We start from the raw sequence: 17,523 nt of genomic DNA on the forward strand, positions 1-17,523 counted from the left end.
ATTAAAGATGTTTCTACAACATTTAAAATGACATGTCAACGCCTTAGATGCATTTTTATTTCCCTCTTTTATCCCCCCATAAGATTTTATGCAGCTGGAGTTGCAGCCGGATATCCAGTCTGTCAGCCAATATCCACGACGCCAACTCAGCAGGATCCAAAAGCCGCCATGCCGGCGAAAAAAGGACCTGGGTATATAAAAAAAGAGAGGAATTCCTTACCAAAGCAACGGCCCATTCGTAATCATCGCGTCCGGTTATGACGAACTTGATCTGGTCTTTCATGTCGATATAGCGGGTATTTTCTTCATGCCACGCCTCTTTCATGCCACTTCCAGGGGTCTTGCGGTCCACTATCTTGATCACACCCCTTGGAACACGGACCAAGGGTAGACTCCCATTCGTCTCCAACAGTACCGTCGCACCGGAAGACAGGAGGGTCTCCATAAGCGGGACAGTCTCTTTCTGTAAAAGAGGCTCCCCACCTGTAACCTCCACAAGTCCTACGCCACTTGCCTGCCATTCGGCTAGTAAGGACGCCAGTTCCCGCTCCTCACCGCCCGAATAGGCATAGGTCGTATCGCAATAATTACACCTCAGGTTGCATCCCGAGAGGCGGATGAAAAAACAAGGCCGGCCCGCAAAGACACCTTCACCCTGTAGGCTCAAAAAGGTCTCAGCAACCAAAAGTGGCACCGCCGTCTCCTAAGGCTCAACGTATGTAACACCTGTCATGGGCGTCTCACAGACCGTCACCCGCAGGAGTCTTACGCCCTTGAACCCTGAAATGACACCTTTGACCATCTTGTATATATATTCAGCAAGTCTCTCGGAAGACGGATTGTATGCCTTAAATGCAGGATGATCGTTTAGATTAGTATGATCCAATCCGGCCAGCACATCGTGTACGGACTTCTTTAGATCACGAAAGTCTATGCCGACGTCTATCTCATTCAGCCCTTCAGCCCCCACCACCACCTCTACATCCCAATTATGTCCATGGAGGTGTTCACAATTCCCGGGATAATTTCTGAGGTAATGCGCTGCTGAAAAGTGGGTCTTGATGAATATCTCAAACATGCCATTGCCTCCAATACATCGATCAGATCTTCAAACGGTACCTCGGCCCGAATATGGCCGACCCGACACGCACGATAGTAGCGCCTTCTTCTATGGCCGTTTCAAAGTCGCGCGACATACCCATCGACAGCTCCTTTATAAAGACGCCAGCCTCCTCTGAGACCTTGTCCCTGAGCTCACGAAGCGCCCTAAACCATGGCCTTGCATCCTCAGGGTCGTCAGTCCATGGCGTTATGGTCATAAGACCCGAGACGGCAAGGTGTGGAAATGCAGCAAGCCCCTTCAAGAATTCGTCAAGCCTACCGGGCGGCACGCCGAATTTGGCGACGTCTTCTCCAATATTCACCTGGATGAAAACGGATAGCCTCCTGCCGCTGGCCCTGGCCTTGCTATCGAGGACACTGGCCAATTTGATGCTATCAAGCGTCTCGATGCAATCAAACAGACCTACAGCCGGCCCTGCCTTATTGGTTTGAAGATGACCTATAAGGTGCCAACTCACCATTGGGTGACGGCTGGCAAGCAAGCTTATCTTACCCCTTGCCTCATTGACGTAGTTTTCGCCGAAAAGCGTCTGTCCTGCAAGAATCGCCACCTCGATTGCATCTGGAGACACGGTTTTCGTCACAGCCATAAGCCTGACATCGCCGGGATCACGCCCGGCCCTCAATGCAGCCTCCGCCGCCCTTGCCGAGATCTCCTTAATGCGCCCCGCTATCAATTTATTATCATATGACATAATAACAATGAAACCTTGAGACCTCTCTGGATTGCAGAAACCTAAAAGGTCAACTCAGGCTGGCGGCCCGATAGATAATCAACCATGGCCCTCATCTCTCTTAAGGGTATCTGACCGGGTGCGGTCTCTGCACCGCCCGCCGGTGATGCAAAGGTCAGATATGAACCGAGGAAGACACACGCAAGCCTGCTCGCCCTGCCCAAAGGCCCCATTGCAAAGGCTATCAAGGGGATGCTGCCCGTCCTCCCCGACGGCCGCCTGAAATAAAGCGACAGGACACGTCTCACATCGTCCTCAGACCTCGCCATAACCGCTATCTTTGCGATGTCCGCACCTATATCGCACGATTCCTCAATAGCCCTTAAAAGGAGGCTGTCGTCCGGGGTGCCGGAAAAGTCGTGAAATGAGGCAATAACCTTACAACCGCAACGCCTGGCCTCTTTCAATATTGACGAACGGATGCGAGGCTCGGCCCTTAATTCTATATCAATAAACTCCGCTCCGGATCTTGCAGCTTCGAGCAGTGGTCTCAACCTGTCCGCTTCATCCCCTGAAAACCCTCCCCCCTCCCAGAAAGGCCTATTGGTAAAGATAAGCGGCAACGGGCTGTTTTTTATCAGCACCCCTATATCAAGGCGTTTGGTATCTGAAACGGCATCAAGCCTTATTTCGGCGAGATCGGCATAGGGGGTGGAGTCCTTAAGCGCCTGTAACATGGCCTCCACTGAAGACCCTGAGAGCGAGACACATATCTTCGGGCCTATCTTTCTATCAGGGTCCTTCACGCCCAGTCCATACATAGGATTGGAGCCAACGGGGATGTCATCTTAATATGCATCGGCCACCGTGGCCACGCTGTTCAGATACGCCGAGATGGCCTTGTCATAACGATATGTGACCTCAAAAACCTTCTTTGCAAGCCCAAATCTTGTCGCCAGTGTTGTCGAGCCGCTGTTGGCCCTCATCTCATCAAGCACTTTCCCATAGTCAGCAGGATCGACCACCACGGTCACATATCTGAAATTCTTGGCGGATGAACGGAGCATGGCCGGGCCGCCGATGTCTATGTTTTCTATAGCCTCTTCAAGCGTGACGCCAGGTCTGGCCACAGTCTTTTCAAAGGCATAGAGGTTTACGACCACCATATCTATGGGCGATATCCCGTTTTCCTCCATCTGACGCACGTGGACGGCATTATCCCGTATGGCGAGGATACCGCCATGAACCCTGGGATGAAGCGTCTTCACCCTCCCATCCATCATCTCAGGAAAGCCCGTTAGCTCGGATACATCCCGCACGCTGACACCAGCCTCCCGAATCGCCTTGGCTGTACCCCCGGTAGAAATAACATCTACGCCCATCCTGCCGAGTTCCCCGGCAAACGCCGCAACGCCGGTCTTGTCTGTCACGCTTATTACAGCCCGTCTTATCTTTACCAACATCGCCATCACCGAGACCTCTGTCCGAATAAAATCCTGCAATAAAACAATAAAAATGGTCGGGACGAGAGGATTCGAACCTCCGGCCCCAGCGTCCCGAACGCTGTGCTCTACCAGACTGAGCCACGTCCCGACCGGAAATGACATTTATATAGTCTCCCGAACATATTGTTGTCAACCTGAATGATTGATGGTCTCGTAAAAAGACCTTGTATAGAATGGCTAAGCAAAAATCTCAAATGCAAGGCGTGAAAATCCTGAGGAATGAGGCGTACCTCCTGTACCTGTACGCCGCAGTGACGAAGGATGCAGCGCAACACGGCGGTTGGCGACCTTTTGTGACGCCATCAAGGATTGAAAAACATGCCCGCAGCTGGGCAAACATTTCCCTCATGACAACGACAAATTAACAAAATCTGCCACAACACCTTGATTTTTATAAAAATCACGATTGAGGCACAGTTATTGCTATTTAAATTAGCCGAGGGAAAGCCCACCCTTAAAAAAACAAATGGACATACGCCATGCAAATACTGCCACAAGTTCTTGATATCCAGATAGACGCCGTTTCGCCGGGCATAAAATCAGACATCACAGCAATGACATCCAATAGAAGTGACAGCCCATTTCAAGACCTCCTGAGGACGAATCAAAGGGCTGATACAAAAGTGGCGAACCAGCCATGGGATCAAAACAAAAAGGCTGCATCTTCATCATCCCCTATGGCTATGGCCGCTAACCAGCCCTACGGACAAGATGCCGCAAAGTCACCAGACAAAAACGGCCCATCCGAAGCCGGGTCTTCTTCCGGCAAAATCCCCAAAGACACAGAGACGGCCCGGACAAACCAAGGTACAGCGGTACAACGGGCTGGAGAAATTGCGGGCAAGACCGATGAGACCAAAAAAGATGATAAGGCTGATAATGGCTGCATGGATACCACGGACATTATCCTTGCAGCGATCACCATTGGACAGCAGGGTGTAACTGTGAAAAATGTCCAGACAACAGATCATGTTCAGGGCGGCAACGCCGAACCCGGCATGACAAAGACTGTATCAACAAAAAACGATCCCATCCCCACAGATGCAACATATATACAGGACGATATGCCCTCAGGTCTGCTGAATGCATCGCCCCTGGCAACACAAGCGGCATCTCTTATGCAACAGCCTGCGGCACAGACATCGGCAAGAGGCCCGGCCAGTCAGAATGTATCACAGGAAATAATAAAGATGGCGGCAGACAAACCCTCAATGGAACCACACAATATAACGCCAAAATTACTATCAACAGACGTTGAGTTAGGCGCAATGCCGTCTATGACCGGTAAAACCAGCCAGGATACCACCCTGATACCGGATAAAGGCGCGGACCAGACACAGCAATCATCATCTCAGACCTCTGCGACATCTCTCGGCACCGCGCTGCCAGGCAAAGACCCAGCCGCTCAGACAAGCGCAACTAACAGGGTTGACAGGGTTGACAAAAATACAACCTGGTTAATGGACAACCAAGGTGTTACAAAGGCGGACAAGGCTGCCGTGACCCCGTTGTCCGCGGCAGCGGATGCAACCGGCAGCCACAGACAGATATCCGGACAGGCCAATTTGCAGGACACACAGACAGACGGCGCAGCAAATGCGGCAGAAATTGCAGTGCAACCCATTCAAGCCCCAAAAGACCAGAAGATTTCAAGGACGCCTCAAGATACAAAGGACGCCGCTGCAGCAACTCAATCCGTAACCGACGGCGGCAAGGCGTCTGGGCCAAAGATTGTAGACGCCGGCAACAGGCAAGACGGCGCCTGGATCAACACTGAATCGGACAGCGCTGAAAGGACCGCTAAACCCCAGGATGATAAGACTACAAAGGCCCAGGACCAGACACCCGGCCAACAGTTTGCTGTGGCGGCCAACAATGCCGCTGACAACACCTCCAGCGGCGTCACCCACACACACATAGAAATGATAGACAAAAAAGACCTGGCGCAGGTCATTAAAGATCAGGTCTTTTCAAACCTGAGCGCCGGCGACAAACATGTGGTGCTTCACCTGGACCCACCTGACCTCGGAAAGATAAGGATTGACCTTACCATTACCGGCAATAATGAATTGAAGGCCACGTTTGCAGCCGATCACCCTGACGTCAGAAACATCATCCAGGGACAGATGGACGGGCTTAAAAGCCATCTTGACCAAAAGGGTTTCAATGTCACGCAGCTCAAGGTCGACGGCGGTACCCAGACTAACTTCACCTCCCTTGATCAGGGAGGACAAGGCGACCCAGGCAACTGGGCACAGGAGGTCATCAGGCGACCCTTTTCAAGAAATGATACAGGAAAGGATGATATAAACGCCACAACAGACGGCCTTGCACAAAACGCCTCTACGGCCCGGTACGGGACTCAAAACGGTGGTATCAATCTAATAATATAAAAGAGGTATATTATGACTACAACCGCAACAACTAATATCTCAAATACACAGACGCCGTCAACCACCCAAACACCCAACTTCGTCGATCCAAATACCCGCACCACGCTCACCAAGGACGACTTCATGAAGCTCTTTGTCACGCAACTGGAGTATCAGGACCCCATGCAGCCGCTTGACACCGGACAGATGGCCACCCAGATAGCCCAGCTGAACATGGTGGATCTTATGTACAAAAACAACGACGCCATCAACAAACTGGTGGCAACCGACAATCAGCGCATGAAGATCGATGCCATAGGCTATCTCGGCCACGATGTCAGGTACACCGGCAACAAACTCGAGGTCGGCGCCAACGGGCCGAATCCCTTCGATCTAAATCTGGACAACGCCTGCACATCATGCGTGGTCACTATAAAAGACTCGAACGGGAAGCTTATAAAGAGCTGGGACATGGGCCCGCTAGGCAAGGGTTCGCATCCGCTCAATTGGGACGGGACAGATGCGACCGGGGCGAAGGTGCCAGCCGGGGACTATACGGTCACAGTCGATGCAAAGGACGACAAGGGCAACGCCGTAAACGTTACCACCCTGACCACGGGCACAGTCTCGGCTATAAGCTATCAGGCGGACGGGACGCCGCAGTTCAATATCAAAAACGGCCCCACGATATCCATAAACGACATCCAGACAATAAATGGTTAAAAATAAAAAAGGAGATGCAAGATGTCACTTACAAGTTCACTTTATTCAGGGGTAAACGGGCTGACGATCTTCGGTAATGCCATGCAGGTCATAGGAGACAACATATCAAACGTAAATACCACGGGCTTCAAGGCCTCCCGCGCCACCTTCCAGGACATCATGGCCCAATCCATAAATACCGCCCGAGGCGGCTCTCAAGTAGGCAGAGGGGCAGCCATGGCTGACGTCGCACCGATATTCCAGCAAGGATCGTTCGAGAGTACGTCCTCGCCAACAGATCTTGCAATCGCGGGAAACGGCTTCTTCGTGGTCAAAAACCCAAACACCGGCAACACCTACTACACAAGGGCCGGCCAGTTCAGGACGGATCAATACGGCAACCTCGTAAACCCGGCGGGCATGAGGGTTCAAGGCTGGAAGATGGACCCGGATAAGGCCCAGATAGTTGGCGCGCCTACCGATATAAAGATATCGAGCACCTCCCCGCCGGTTGCAACCAAAAAGACGACTGTGGCCGTCAACCTGGACAGCACCACGGTCGGCCCGTCGCCAAGCCCCCTCACATGGGACGGAAGCGGCACCCCTGCCGACCCAAACGGAAAGATGGCGCAGGGCACCAATTATCAATACAGCACCAGTCTGAACGTCTATGACAGCCTTGGAAACACCCATACAATAACGATATACTTCGACAAAGCCGACACCACTGCGGACGGCAAATGGAACTTCCTGGTCGCAATGAACCCTAATGAAGACCAGAGCGGCGACACCACTGCAACCAGGGGTGAACTCATGGAGGGCCAAATCACGTTCAACGCCCAGGGCAACATAGACAGTTCAAATACGAGCATCACCATAACCGGCCTGCGTGATGATACTGGCACATGGAACACATCACCCACTATTGACCAATACATGGATACAAATGGATATCTCAAATTCAACGCCTATTTCCTGCCGAAGACCACTGGCGGTACGACGGATCCAGCGCTCCAGACCATAGATCTGGACCTCGGCACCCAGGCGCAGGTTACGACCGGCGGCACCACTCCGGCCGTAACTGCGATAGACAAATGGAACACCGAGGCGATCACCACGACCCAGTACGCCGCACGGTCTAGCACCATATTTTACGACCAGGACGGCTTCGCCTCCGGATTTCTTGAGACACTGAGCGTGGATAACGATGGAAAGATCTCGGGCAGTTACTCAAACGGGCGTATTGTTCCGCTAGCGCAGCTGGAACTTGCCCGCTTCAACAGCCCGACCGATCTATCCAAGGCTGGCGGAAACCTCTGGCAGCAGACCACCGCATCAGGCGCGCCGATCACAGGCCCGCCGAATACAAATGGCCTCGGGTCAGTCACAGCCAACGCACTTGAACAATCCACCGTGGACATCGGCACTGAGTTCGTCAGGCTCATTACCACACAGAGGGCGTTTCAGGCGAACTCAAAACTGATAACCACCACCGACCAGATGTTGAGCGAGCTCCTGAATATGAAACAATAGTAATCAGCCACGAAAAGCCACACATTCCCTTCCCCCTTGATGCTGAGGCAGGGAACGCTACCTCCAGCGTATTCCTCTCTCTTCTTTGATGAAGAGGACCAGGGCGAGGGTGAAATAAGATCTCATTTTTTTGGCCCCTCTTTCATCGAGGGGCCTTTTTATCCTTGAAATCCACATGTTTTTTGGCTAAAAGTATTCTTTTAATGCCTAAAGGTAAGAATAAAACCTGCCAGACGCAGGGGTCTTTTATGGGAGAATACCATGCCGAAAGGTCTAAAATGGAAATTTTTACTGGTCGCCGCACTTACAATCATATCAGCGCTCATTGTCTATCCGTCCTTCTCGAACAACGTCCCTGACTGGTTTAAAAAATACCTCTATAGCGAAGGGTTGAAGCTGGGGCTTGATCTCCAGGGCGGCATGTATCTCACGCTACAGGTGGATGTGGACCAGGCGGTCAAAAACGCCGCGGAACTCGCGGCAAAAGACCTGAAAGACACCCTTGGGCGGAAACAGATCACGGTCGTGATGAAACAGACTGCAAAGCCGGGTGAAATAACGTATCTGCTTCCAAATGCCGAGTCCCTTGCCAGAGTGGAGGCCATAATCAAGGAGGAATTTCCAAACCTCCGGATAACAGGGGAAAGGCAGGAGGGAAACTTCCCTGAGATCAGCATAGGCCTCTCGGCCCATGAGGAAAAATTCATCAGGGACAACGCGGTCGACCAGTCCCTTGAGATCATACGCAACCGGATCGACCAGTTCGGCGTTGCGGAACCGGTCATCGTAAGACAAGGGTCGCAAAATATAGTAGTGCAGCTCCCCGGCGTAAAGGACCCGAAAAGGGCCATAAATCTCATCGGACAGACTGCGCAGCTAGAGTTCAAGTTGGTGGACGATGAAAACAGCGCAGGGCTCGACAGACTCGTAAGAGAAGCGGTCGAGTCAGGGAGGCTCTCACCTGACTACGATACGAAGGCCTTAAATGATGCACTCAAGAACGAAATCCCGAAGGATGACGAGGTCGTAGTCCTGAAGGAAAGGGAGTTCCAAGAGGAAAGAGAGAGGAAAAGACCTCTACTTGTCAAAGCGAAGGCGGTGATGACAGGGGATGCGGTAAAGACGGCCAGGGTGCGCGTAGGGGGACAATTCAACGAACCCTATGTCGAGCTCGAACTCACTGATCGCGGGGCCAGGCTCTTCGAGAAGATAACGGGGAACAACGTAGGCAAACGCCTTGCGATCATCCTGGATGGCGTTGCGCGCTCGGCCCCTGTGATCAGGGAGAGGATAGCTGGAGGGAGCGCACAGATCACCGGTTCCTTCACCTACGAAGAGGCATCCGACCTCGCTATCGTCTTGAGGGCCGGCGCCCTCCCAGCGCCGGTGCACATCATCCAAAATGTCACCGTGGGGCCGTCGCTCGGCAAGGACTCCATACAAAAGGGGATAACGGCAGGACTTATCGGTGCGGCCATGGTCATCATGCTCATGCTGATTTACTACAGGCTCTCCGGCCTCATCGCAGACGTGGCGGCTGTCATGAACATACTCTTTCTGATGGCCGTCCTTTCCCTCCTGCATGCGACACTGACGTTGCCCGGCATTGCTGGTATCATACTCACCATAGGCATGGGTGTTGACTCAAACGTCCTCATATTTGAACGGATGAGGGAGGAGCGGGCGTTGGGCAGACCGCTCAAGGCCTTTATAGACGGCGGCTATGACAAGGCATTCTGGACCATCGTCGACGCACACGTGACCACACTCATAACCGCCTTCGCCCTGTTTCTCTTCGGGACCGGCCCGATCAAAGGCTTTGCTGTCACGCTCTCGGCAGGCATCATCATAAACCTCTTCACAGCCATCTTCGGGACAAGGATCGTCTATGACTTCATCATCGCCAAAAACGCCATAAAGGACATACGGTTCCTGAGGATCATAAAAGACACGAATATTGATTTTATCGGCAGACGCAATATCACATTCGTCATATCAGGGGTGCTTGTCGCCCTCGGACTCCTGGCCTTTGTGCAGATTATGAGGGGGGATGCCAACCTAGGCGTCGACTTCGCCGGTGGGACCATGATCCAGTACAAGGCGGACAGGCCCTTCAGGCTCGATCAGGTGCGCCAAGCCATGGAAAGCGCCGACGTAAAGGACTATACGCTTCAGGATGTCCCGAGTGAAAACGTGCTCATAGTCGAGGTCAAAAAATCCATGACAAGGGTGGAAAGCATCGAGGAAAAGGTCACAAACGCCCTTTCAAGGGGCGTTACCGGTACAAGGTTCACGGTTGAGAGTAAGTCCGAGATAGGCTCGACCGTAAGCCGCGACCTGAGAAACAAGGCCCTTGTCGCCATAGCCATCTCGCTTGCAGGAATCCTGGTCTATCTGGCGTTCAGGTTCGATTTCAGCTTCGGCGTCGCGGCCGCTATAGCCACCTTTCATGATGTCCTGGCCGTCCTCGGCGTCCTATATCTTCTTGGCAACGAGATAACGCTCCTGATAGTCACCGCGCTTCTCACCCTTGCCGGCTACTCTCTTACGGACACGGTCGTTGTCTTTGACAGGATCAGGGAGAGTATTAAACGCTATCCGAAGCTGACCTTTGCTGAGATGATCAACAAGAGCGTAAACGAGATGCTCGGACGGACGATCATGGCCTCAGGGACCACACTCCTCGTCACCATAAGCCTCTTCTTCTTCGGCGGCGTCGTGATCCACAGCTTCGCCCTTGCGCTCATGATGGGTGTAATCGTCGGGACATACTCATCGGTCTTTGTGGCAAGCCCAATTGTATATCTATGGCACAAGGGCCAGGCCCCCCTTAGAAAATAAATGGATCAGCTAAAGATAGAAGGTGGGCACAGCCTTAAGGGCGAGGTCAGGATAAGCGGCGCGAAGAATGCAGCCCTGCCAGTCCTTGCCGCAACCATCCTGACCGGCGGCCCATTCCACATAGACAACTGCCCGAGACTCAGGGATATAAACACGTTCCTGACCCTTCTCAAGGGCCTTGGGGTGCATGTCGCTGAAATGGAAAGGCCCTTGCATGTGTCTGAAGGTGTCTATTATACCGACAAGGAGGTCATGGGCGGCCTCTACTCGTCCTGTACAGTCGATACACAGGACGCCCACTGCCAGGAAAGGGAATGGCGAACGTCCTCGGACCGGTCGGCTAAGGACATCGGGAAAGACGGATATAAATATATCCGTACGCTTCATATCGACTCATCAGATCTTTCAGGCCTGGAGGCGGCCTATGACCTGGTCCGCACCATGCGGGCATCCATACTGGTCCTCGGGCCCCTTGTCGCGAGGGCCGGAAAGGCCCGCATCTCGCTTCCCGGCGGCTGCGCAATCGGGGCAAGGCCGATCGACCTCCATCTCAAGGGCCTTGAAAAGATGGGTGCACGTCTCAAACTCAAAGGCGGCTATGTCGAGGCCTCTGCATCCAGACTTAAAGGGACAGAGATATATCTTGATACCCCTACGGTCACAGGTACGGAAAATCTTATGATGGCCGCCACCCTAGCCAAAGGCAAAACAGTACTTAAAAACGCTGCGCGTGAACCTGAAGTAGTACACCTCGGCGAGATGCTGAATCTTATGGGGGCGCGCATAAGCGGCCTTGGGACGCCGACCATAACAATAGAAGGTGTAAATGATCTCAGACCGGTGGCATGGCGCATTATTCCGGACCGCATAGAAACCGGGACATACATGATGGCGGTCGGTGCAGCAGGCGGAGAACTTACACTTAAAGACGTACGGGCCGAGCATCTCCAGGCAGTCATCTCAAAACTCAGATGTGCAGGCCTTCAAATCAATGCATCCGGAGATCAAATTTTTGTCAAAAAGAAGGGACGGCTTCAGAGTGTTGATATCAAGACACTGCCTTACCCAGGTTTTCCAACTGATCTCCAGGCGCAGATAATGGTCTTGATGTCCATGGCTGAGGGTCTGAGCGTCATAACAGAGACCATATTCGAAAACCGCTTCATGCACGTGGCCGAGCTCCAAAGACTCGGCGCAGATATAAAAGTTGAAGGCAGAAGCGCTATAGTACGCGGGGTGAAGGAGCTTAACGGCGCACCGGTCATGGCTACTGACTTGAGGGCCAGCGCATCTCTAGTGCTTGCAGGCCTTGCCGCAAAAGGGATAACTACAATTTTAAGGGTTTATCACCTTGACAGGGGCTATGAAGATATGGAGGGAAAACTTTCAGCCGTAGGTGCAAGAATAAAAAGAGAAAGGATAGACATAACATAAATTAGATAACACGTATAAAAATAGTTTGCCTCCCTTACTCTCTTCTCAGATCCGCCTCCACCATAATCTCCAATAGACGGCTGAAGGTGGTCTGGGGCCGCCAATTCAGTTGTCTCTGAGCCTTGGAGGCATCACCAATGAGCAGTTCCACCTCTGCAGGCCTGAAGTATTCGGGCGATACCTCCACCAGCACCTTGCCGGTTTTCACATCCCTACCCTTTTCATTCACACCGGCACCCTCCCAGGCTATCTCATATTCAACGGCCTTAAAGGCGCACTCGATCCACTCTCGCACCGTGTGCGTCTCACCGGTGGCGATCACATAGTCGTCAGGGCTTTCCTGCTGAAGCATACGCCACATAGCATTCACATATTCAGGGGCATAACCCCAGTCCCGCTTGGAATCCAAATTGCCCACGACCACCTTGTCCAGCCTGCCCCTTTTGATCTGCGCTATGGCATGAGTGATCTTGCGCGTGACGAACTCCAGACCGCGAAAAGGGGACTCGTGATTAAACAGTATGCCCGAACAGGCAAACATGCCGTAGGATTCCCGGTAATTTACGGTCATCCAGTGGGCGAAGAGCTTGGAAACTCCATAGGGACTGCGCGGATAAAAAGGGGTCTTTTCGCTCTGGGGCACCTCCTGCACTCTGCCAAACATCTCGGAGGTGGAGGCCTGATAAAAGCGAGCGGATGGGTTGTAAGTGCGTAGGGCCTCCAAAAGCCTCAAGACCCCCATGGCGTCTATGTCTGCTGTCAAAATGGGCTGATCAAAGGAGACCTTCACAAAGCTCTGGGCCGCCAGGTTATAGACCTCGTCTGGTTTGATCTTTTCGATGGTGCGCAAAATGTTGGTGAGCTCCAGAAGGTCCATATAGACTATCTTCACATGGGACTCAATGCCCAGCTCCTTGAGCCTCCAGTTGCTGGAGTCGCCGCTTCGCCTGTCCGCGCCATAGACCTCATAACCCTTTTCCAAAAGCAGTTTGGCAAGATATGCGCCGTCTTGGCCTCGAATACCTGTTATCAGTGCCCTCTTCATGATACACCCCTTTCGTTCTTTTGTTTTAAACGTTTTCTTTTTTGCGGATCAAAAATGAGATTGAAGACCCATGCCTCTTTTGATAGACCCAGTAAATAGTTAAGTCATTATTGTATTCTACATATTCTCAGGTCCATATCAATGGCCGAATATGACAAAATAAAAACAAATATGCTTGTCCCTCAGGTGAGCACGCCTGAGCAGAGGTAGATACTGTAGGCAAATGGAGAGTCGTGGTCTGGCAGGGACGGCTTCATGAGCCCGGCAATATCACGGTGTAAATGAGAATCGTGGCCAGGGGCTGAAGGACCGTCCAGGCAAGACCGAACTGAGTATTCCGATAGCGGACATGAAAGTCCAGCTTGACATTGGCGAAAATAAACTCACACAAGGCCCAGGCATCTCGAAGCATACGTAAGGAGAGCACGTGTCTACACCACCTCTTCAGCAGCTATTCGTTCTATTTCATAGGTCTTGAAGGCCTTGATGTGCGAATACCTTTGGGCCAACAGGTCCTCTATCTCAGGAGAAAAGGCATAGCCAACGATAAAACCCTGCACCGGCATCTTGAAGTGGTCGCTCAGGCGCGAAAGCATTGCATCGAACCGCTTCAGGTCTTTCTTGCCCGGATGGGCCTTACACTCTCCCACTATCAGCACCTGTTGGCCATCCTTTATGGCCTCCATATAGATGTTCACCTCGTCAAAACTGTCTTTGGAATAGCGTACGTTTTTCCGCTCCACAATCTTGGGCATGGCACCGTATACCCTGGGCACAAAACGATGCATGAAAGGCATCAGCTTATCTTCTATACCATAACCAACGGCCATAGAAAGCCCGCCCAATTGTACCTTGATATCCTTCACCTCACCTATGAGGTCTTGCAATCTACGTTCGGTTTCTTTTTGGGCCTCCGCAAGCTCAGCAACAGTCTGTTCCAAACGGTCCAAACGCTCTTCCGTGCGCTTTTGGGCCTCCGCAAGCTCAGCAACAGTCTGTTCCAAACGGTCCAAACGCTCTTCCGTGCGCTTTTGGGCCTCCGCAAGCTCAGCAACACGCTGCTCTGTGCGCTTTTGGGCCTCCGCAAGCTCAGCAACAGTCTGTTCCAAACGGTCCAAACGCTCTTCCGTGCGCTTTTGGGCCTCCGCAAGCTCAGCAACACGCTGCTCTGTGCGCTTTTGGGCCTCCGCAAGCTCAGCAACACGCTGCTCTGTGCGCTTTTGGGCCTCCGCAAGCTCGACGACAACGGCTTTCAGCTGAGCAAAATCCTGCTGAGTCACGGTGTTTTTCAGGTCTTCGTAAATCTGCCCCAGAATATTGGTAAGGGTCTCGGCAGCAGCCTGATCCATTCTGGCCATCAGCTCCTGATATATCTTAAAGGTGTTCAGCATAAAACCTCCCGACAAAAAAACTATTCAAACGCCCTGCAACCGCAAGCTAAACAGCCCTGCTCCTGGGCGTTCACCCTATTCACCCTTCTGAAGCAGCATACTCACATCGAATGTATCGCTCAGGCAGGCAGATGTCAAACACCAGGGCTGACTGCCGAAAATATCGACCTCGAACTTGTCTGCATCCCGATAGTACATCAGGCGGAGTCACCTTCTGCTGTGCTCGCGTGCTTTAAGAGCTCGCCAAAAACAAGGTTTCCAGCACGAAATAGAGCCTTCGTGTTGTGATTGGGTTATTGCGATACCGCCGGTAAAGAGCTCTCTATTTCTAGAAAAGGCATCAGCCCCAATGTGTCCAAAAACAGGGGTTCCGAACCTGCAACGATGCGCCTCGTTCCTCAGCGCATCCTTGTATTGTGAACGTGTTGTTGCTTTACTCGGGTTTGACCGAGAGAGAAGACCGGACGCCGTGCGCATCCTTGAGCTGAAAGCTCGCCGCGTAGATAATGCGCCGGTCTTCCCCTTCTTTTTGCGAGAAATCGGACAGTATCTTTGGCCCGGCATAGCCGGAAGCCCGCATTTACAAGGTTGATTGCGCGAGGGATTATTATGAGACACACACTTGGAATCGATGTGGCAAAAGCCAAACTGGATTGCGCCCTGCGTCTTCCAGAGGGCAAGTTTCGTAGCAGGATCGTTGACAACACCGTCCAGGGTTTTGAGGCCCTTACAGCCTGGCTGACCAAGCATGATGTTTCTGACCTTCATGTCTGCATGGAGGCGACCGGAACATATTGGGAGGCCGTGGCCGAGCACCTCTCCGATACAGACTTCACGGTCAGTGTCGTTAACCCGGCAAGAATCAAGGCGTTCGGCGCCGCCTCCGGGGTACGCACCAAGACCGACCGTGTGGATGCCAGACTGATCGCCGAGTATTGCGTGACTCACCATCCGGAGCCATGGCAGGCGCCCTCTGCGGCCATCAGGGAACTCAGGGCATTGGTGGCCAGGCGTCAGGCGCTGGACGCCATGTGCACACAGGAGAAAAATCGTCTACTGGTGGCCCGCGAAGCAGTACGCAAAGATATTGAGGGGCATCTTGAGTATCTGAAAAGCCATCATTGAGATTGAGGACTCTATCCGCAAAAAGATCGACAATGATCCCGACCTTAAGGAACAGCGTGAGATTCTCGACAGCATTCCCGGTCTGGGCGAGAAAACCATTCCTGTGCTGCTGTCGTACTACGGTGGGCCGCCTCGGTTCGAAAATGCCAGACAGGCTGCCGCCTTCGCCGGACTCGATCCGCGTCAACATGAGTCAGGAAGCAGCGTCCGTGGCAAACCTCGCCTGTCCAAGATGGGGCATACGCTTTTGCGTAAGGCGCTCTATATGCCTGCCATGGTCGCCATCACCAAGACCGCATGGGGACGTGCGTTCAGAGATCGCCTGGCCTCGGCAGGAAAGACGCCCATGGTCATTATTGGCGCCATGATGCGCAAACTGATCCATGTTGCCTTTGGCATCCTCAAGTCTGGTAAGCCGTTCGATCCGGCCCTCCATGGCGTTTAACTGGCGCCATGTTTCCATCTATAAGCCTCGAAGCCCAAGCACTACGGCTCAAAAATAGGATAAATCTTTGACTCAACCAACGGTATTATATTACATCATGGCACTTGACATGGATAACAGTATCTACAGGGGGGCTTTCAACCCTTCCAGCATCTTTTCAATATCCCACACTGTATATACTTTAATATCTGTTCTTAATTGAGGTGTCTTACCACCATAAATTACCGCACCTCCAAATGGTGTATGTTTATATATTTTAAAAAACTTCCTGATATTTTTAAAAAAATCTTCAGCTACCGTGGCACCGGCTTTAACCTCCATAGGAAACAGATCCCTCCCCAACTCATAAATTATATCAACCTCATCCCCTTTATTATCCCGATAAAAGTACAGATTACTTCTTTTGCCCAAATTATATCTGTACTTTAAAATTTCCATCAGGACTAAATTTTCAAAGAGATTCCCTCTCAACGGGTCTCTCTCCACCTGATTTTCATTTTCAAGCCCAAGAAGATAACTGGCCAGGCCCACATCGTAAAAATATAATTTTGGTGATTTTATCAATCTTTTGGATACATTGCCAAACCAAGGGGGCAAAAGAAAAACAACAAAACTTGCCTCAAGAAGTGTCAGCCATGCCTTGGCAGTGGTCCCGGATACCCCGACATCATTTGCTAAGCTGTTGAGGTTTAAAACCTGTCCGATTCTGCCGGCACATAATTTTAGAAATTTCTCAAAAAGACTTAAATCCTTAATGTTAACAAGCTGTCTTAAGTCTCGCTCTACATATGTCACAAGATAATCAGCCATTGCCTGATTAGGATTTAAGGACATGTCATATATACGAGGATAACCACCATTTAATATTAAACTTTCGATTGAGCTTATATCATAATGAGTCTGAATTTCAGAAATACTAAGAGGTAACAATTTTAACAGTGCTGTCCTACCCGCAAGTGTCTGGCTTATGTTACTAATTATCTCAAACTGTTGACTACCTGTAATTATAAACTGTCCTGGCTCTTTTCTTTCATCGACAATAACCTGCAAATAAGAAAGTAGCGATGGAACTCTTTGAATCTCATCTAATATAACACGATTGCTGTATTGGTTGAGAAAGCCTCGCGGGTCGCTAAGTGCAAAGGCCCTTACATCCAGGGCTTCGAGGTTTACATACTGATAATCCGGGAATGTAGCTCTGCACAGTGTGGTTTTGCCACTCTGCCTCGGCCCCGTAATGGTGACAATGGGATACTGAGTAGATAATTTTTTTAATACTGGCTCAATTTTTCTCTCAATCATAAATCCAAGTTAACAAAAATGGTACAATTTAC

13 protein-coding genes, 1 tRNA gene and 2 pseudogenes are annotated in these 17,523 nt (G+C 51.5%); 6 read left to right on the forward strand and 10 right to left on the reverse strand.

What is annotated here, in order from left to right; all coding sequences use genetic code 11:
• Nucleotides 1-55 precede the first annotated feature (55 nt).
• The 6 genes and pseudogenes from LGS26_RS00685 to LGS26_RS00710 form a co-directional block, all read right to left on the reverse strand.
• Complete coding sequence (locus tag LGS26_RS00685; RefSeq protein WP_237888776.1) at nt 56-694, reverse strand: radical SAM protein; 639 nt, start codon at nt 692-694, stop codon at nt 56-58.
• A gap of 9 nt (nt 695-703) precedes the next feature.
• The gene (gene queD / locus LGS26_RS00690; protein ID WP_237888777.1) at nt 704-1,078 is read right to left on the reverse strand and encodes a 6-carboxytetrahydropterin synthase QueD; all 375 of its coding nucleotides are present in this window, start codon (nt 1,076-1,078) and stop codon (nt 704-706) included.
• Between the two features lie 22 nt (nt 1,079-1,100).
• Entirely contained in the window at nt 1,101-1,817 is a 717-nt protein-coding gene (locus tag LGS26_RS00695; protein ID WP_237888778.1) for a YggS family pyridoxal phosphate-dependent enzyme, read from the reverse strand.
• Between the two features lie 41 nt (nt 1,818-1,858).
• Nucleotides 1,859-2,617, reverse strand: coding sequence for a type I 3-dehydroquinate dehydratase (gene aroD, locus LGS26_RS00700; protein WP_237888779.1), 759 nt, complete (start codon nt 2,615-2,617; stop codon nt 1,859-1,861).
• Between the two features lie 36 nt (nt 2,618-2,653).
• A pseudogene (locus LGS26_RS00705) lies at nt 2,654-3,256 on the reverse strand (IMP cyclohydrolase); the annotation flags it as partial.
• A gap of 56 nt (nt 3,257-3,312) precedes the next feature.
• Nucleotides 3,313-3,389 (reverse strand) — tRNA-Pro (locus LGS26_RS00710).
• 391 nt (nt 3,390-3,780) lie between these two features.
• Here LGS26_RS00710 and LGS26_RS00715 point away from each other — a divergent pair.
• The 5 genes from LGS26_RS00715 to murA all read left to right on the forward strand — a co-directional run bounded on the left by LGS26_RS00715 (nt 3,781) and on the right by murA (nt 12,183).
• Nucleotides 3,781-5,694, forward strand: coding sequence for a flagellar hook-length control protein FliK (locus LGS26_RS00715; RefSeq protein ID WP_237888780.1), 1,914 nt, complete (start codon nt 3,781-3,783; stop codon nt 5,692-5,694).
• Nucleotides 5,695-5,706: 12 nt separating this feature from the next.
• A complete protein-coding gene (locus LGS26_RS00720) occupies nt 5,707-6,396 on the forward strand; it encodes a flagellar hook assembly protein FlgD (protein WP_237888781.1) in 690 nt (229 codons plus the stop codon).
• Between the two features lie 21 nt (nt 6,397-6,417).
• Entirely contained in the window at nt 6,418-7,908 is a 1,491-nt protein-coding gene (locus LGS26_RS00725; RefSeq protein WP_237888782.1) for a flagellar hook protein FlgE, read from the forward strand.
• A gap of 261 nt (nt 7,909-8,169) precedes the next feature.
• Nucleotides 8,170-10,749: a protein translocase subunit SecD gene (gene secD / locus LGS26_RS00730; RefSeq protein ID WP_237888783.1), complete on the forward strand. Its 2,580-nt coding sequence runs from the start codon at nt 8,170-8,172 to the stop codon at nt 10,747-10,749.
• The gene (murA, locus tag LGS26_RS00735) at nt 10,750-12,183 is read left to right on the forward strand and encodes a UDP-N-acetylglucosamine 1-carboxyvinyltransferase (protein WP_237888784.1); all 1,434 of its coding nucleotides are present in this window, start codon (nt 10,750-10,752) and stop codon (nt 12,181-12,183) included.
• Between the two features lie 34 nt (nt 12,184-12,217).
• Here the strand turns inward: murA and gmd are convergent, their stop codons facing one another.
• From gmd to LGS26_RS00750, 3 genes are all read right to left on the reverse strand, one after another.
• The gene (gene gmd, locus LGS26_RS00740) at nt 12,218-13,228 is read right to left on the reverse strand and encodes a GDP-mannose 4,6-dehydratase (protein WP_237888785.1); all 1,011 of its coding nucleotides are present in this window, start codon (nt 13,226-13,228) and stop codon (nt 12,218-12,220) included.
• Between the two features lie 431 nt (nt 13,229-13,659).
• On the reverse strand, nt 13,660-14,619 hold the full coding sequence (locus tag LGS26_RS00745) for a hypothetical protein (protein ID WP_237888786.1): 960 nt from the start codon (nt 14,617-14,619) through the stop codon (nt 13,660-13,662).
• A 433-nt stretch (nt 14,620-15,052) separates the two neighbouring features.
• Entirely contained in the window at nt 15,053-15,199 is a 147-nt protein-coding gene (locus LGS26_RS00750) for a hypothetical protein (RefSeq protein ID WP_237888749.1), read from the reverse strand.
• Between the two features lie 29 nt (nt 15,200-15,228).
• On the opposite strand from LGS26_RS00750, the pseudogene LGS26_RS00755 reads away from it, so the two are divergent.
• A pseudogene (locus tag LGS26_RS00755) lies at nt 15,229-16,189 on the forward strand (IS110 family RNA-guided transposase).
• Between the two features lie 123 nt (nt 16,190-16,312).
• Here the strand turns inward: LGS26_RS00755 and LGS26_RS00760 are convergent.
• A complete protein-coding gene (locus tag LGS26_RS00760) occupies nt 16,313-17,491 on the reverse strand; it encodes an ATP-binding protein (RefSeq protein WP_237888787.1) in 1,179 nt (392 codons plus the stop codon).
• Between the last annotated feature and the right edge of the window lie 32 nt (nt 17,492-17,523).

The organism is Dissulfurimicrobium hydrothermale, from assembly GCF_022026155.1.
GTDB classification, from domain to species: Bacteria; Desulfobacterota; Dissulfuribacteria; order Dissulfuribacterales; family Sh68; genus Dissulfurimicrobium; species Dissulfurimicrobium hydrothermale.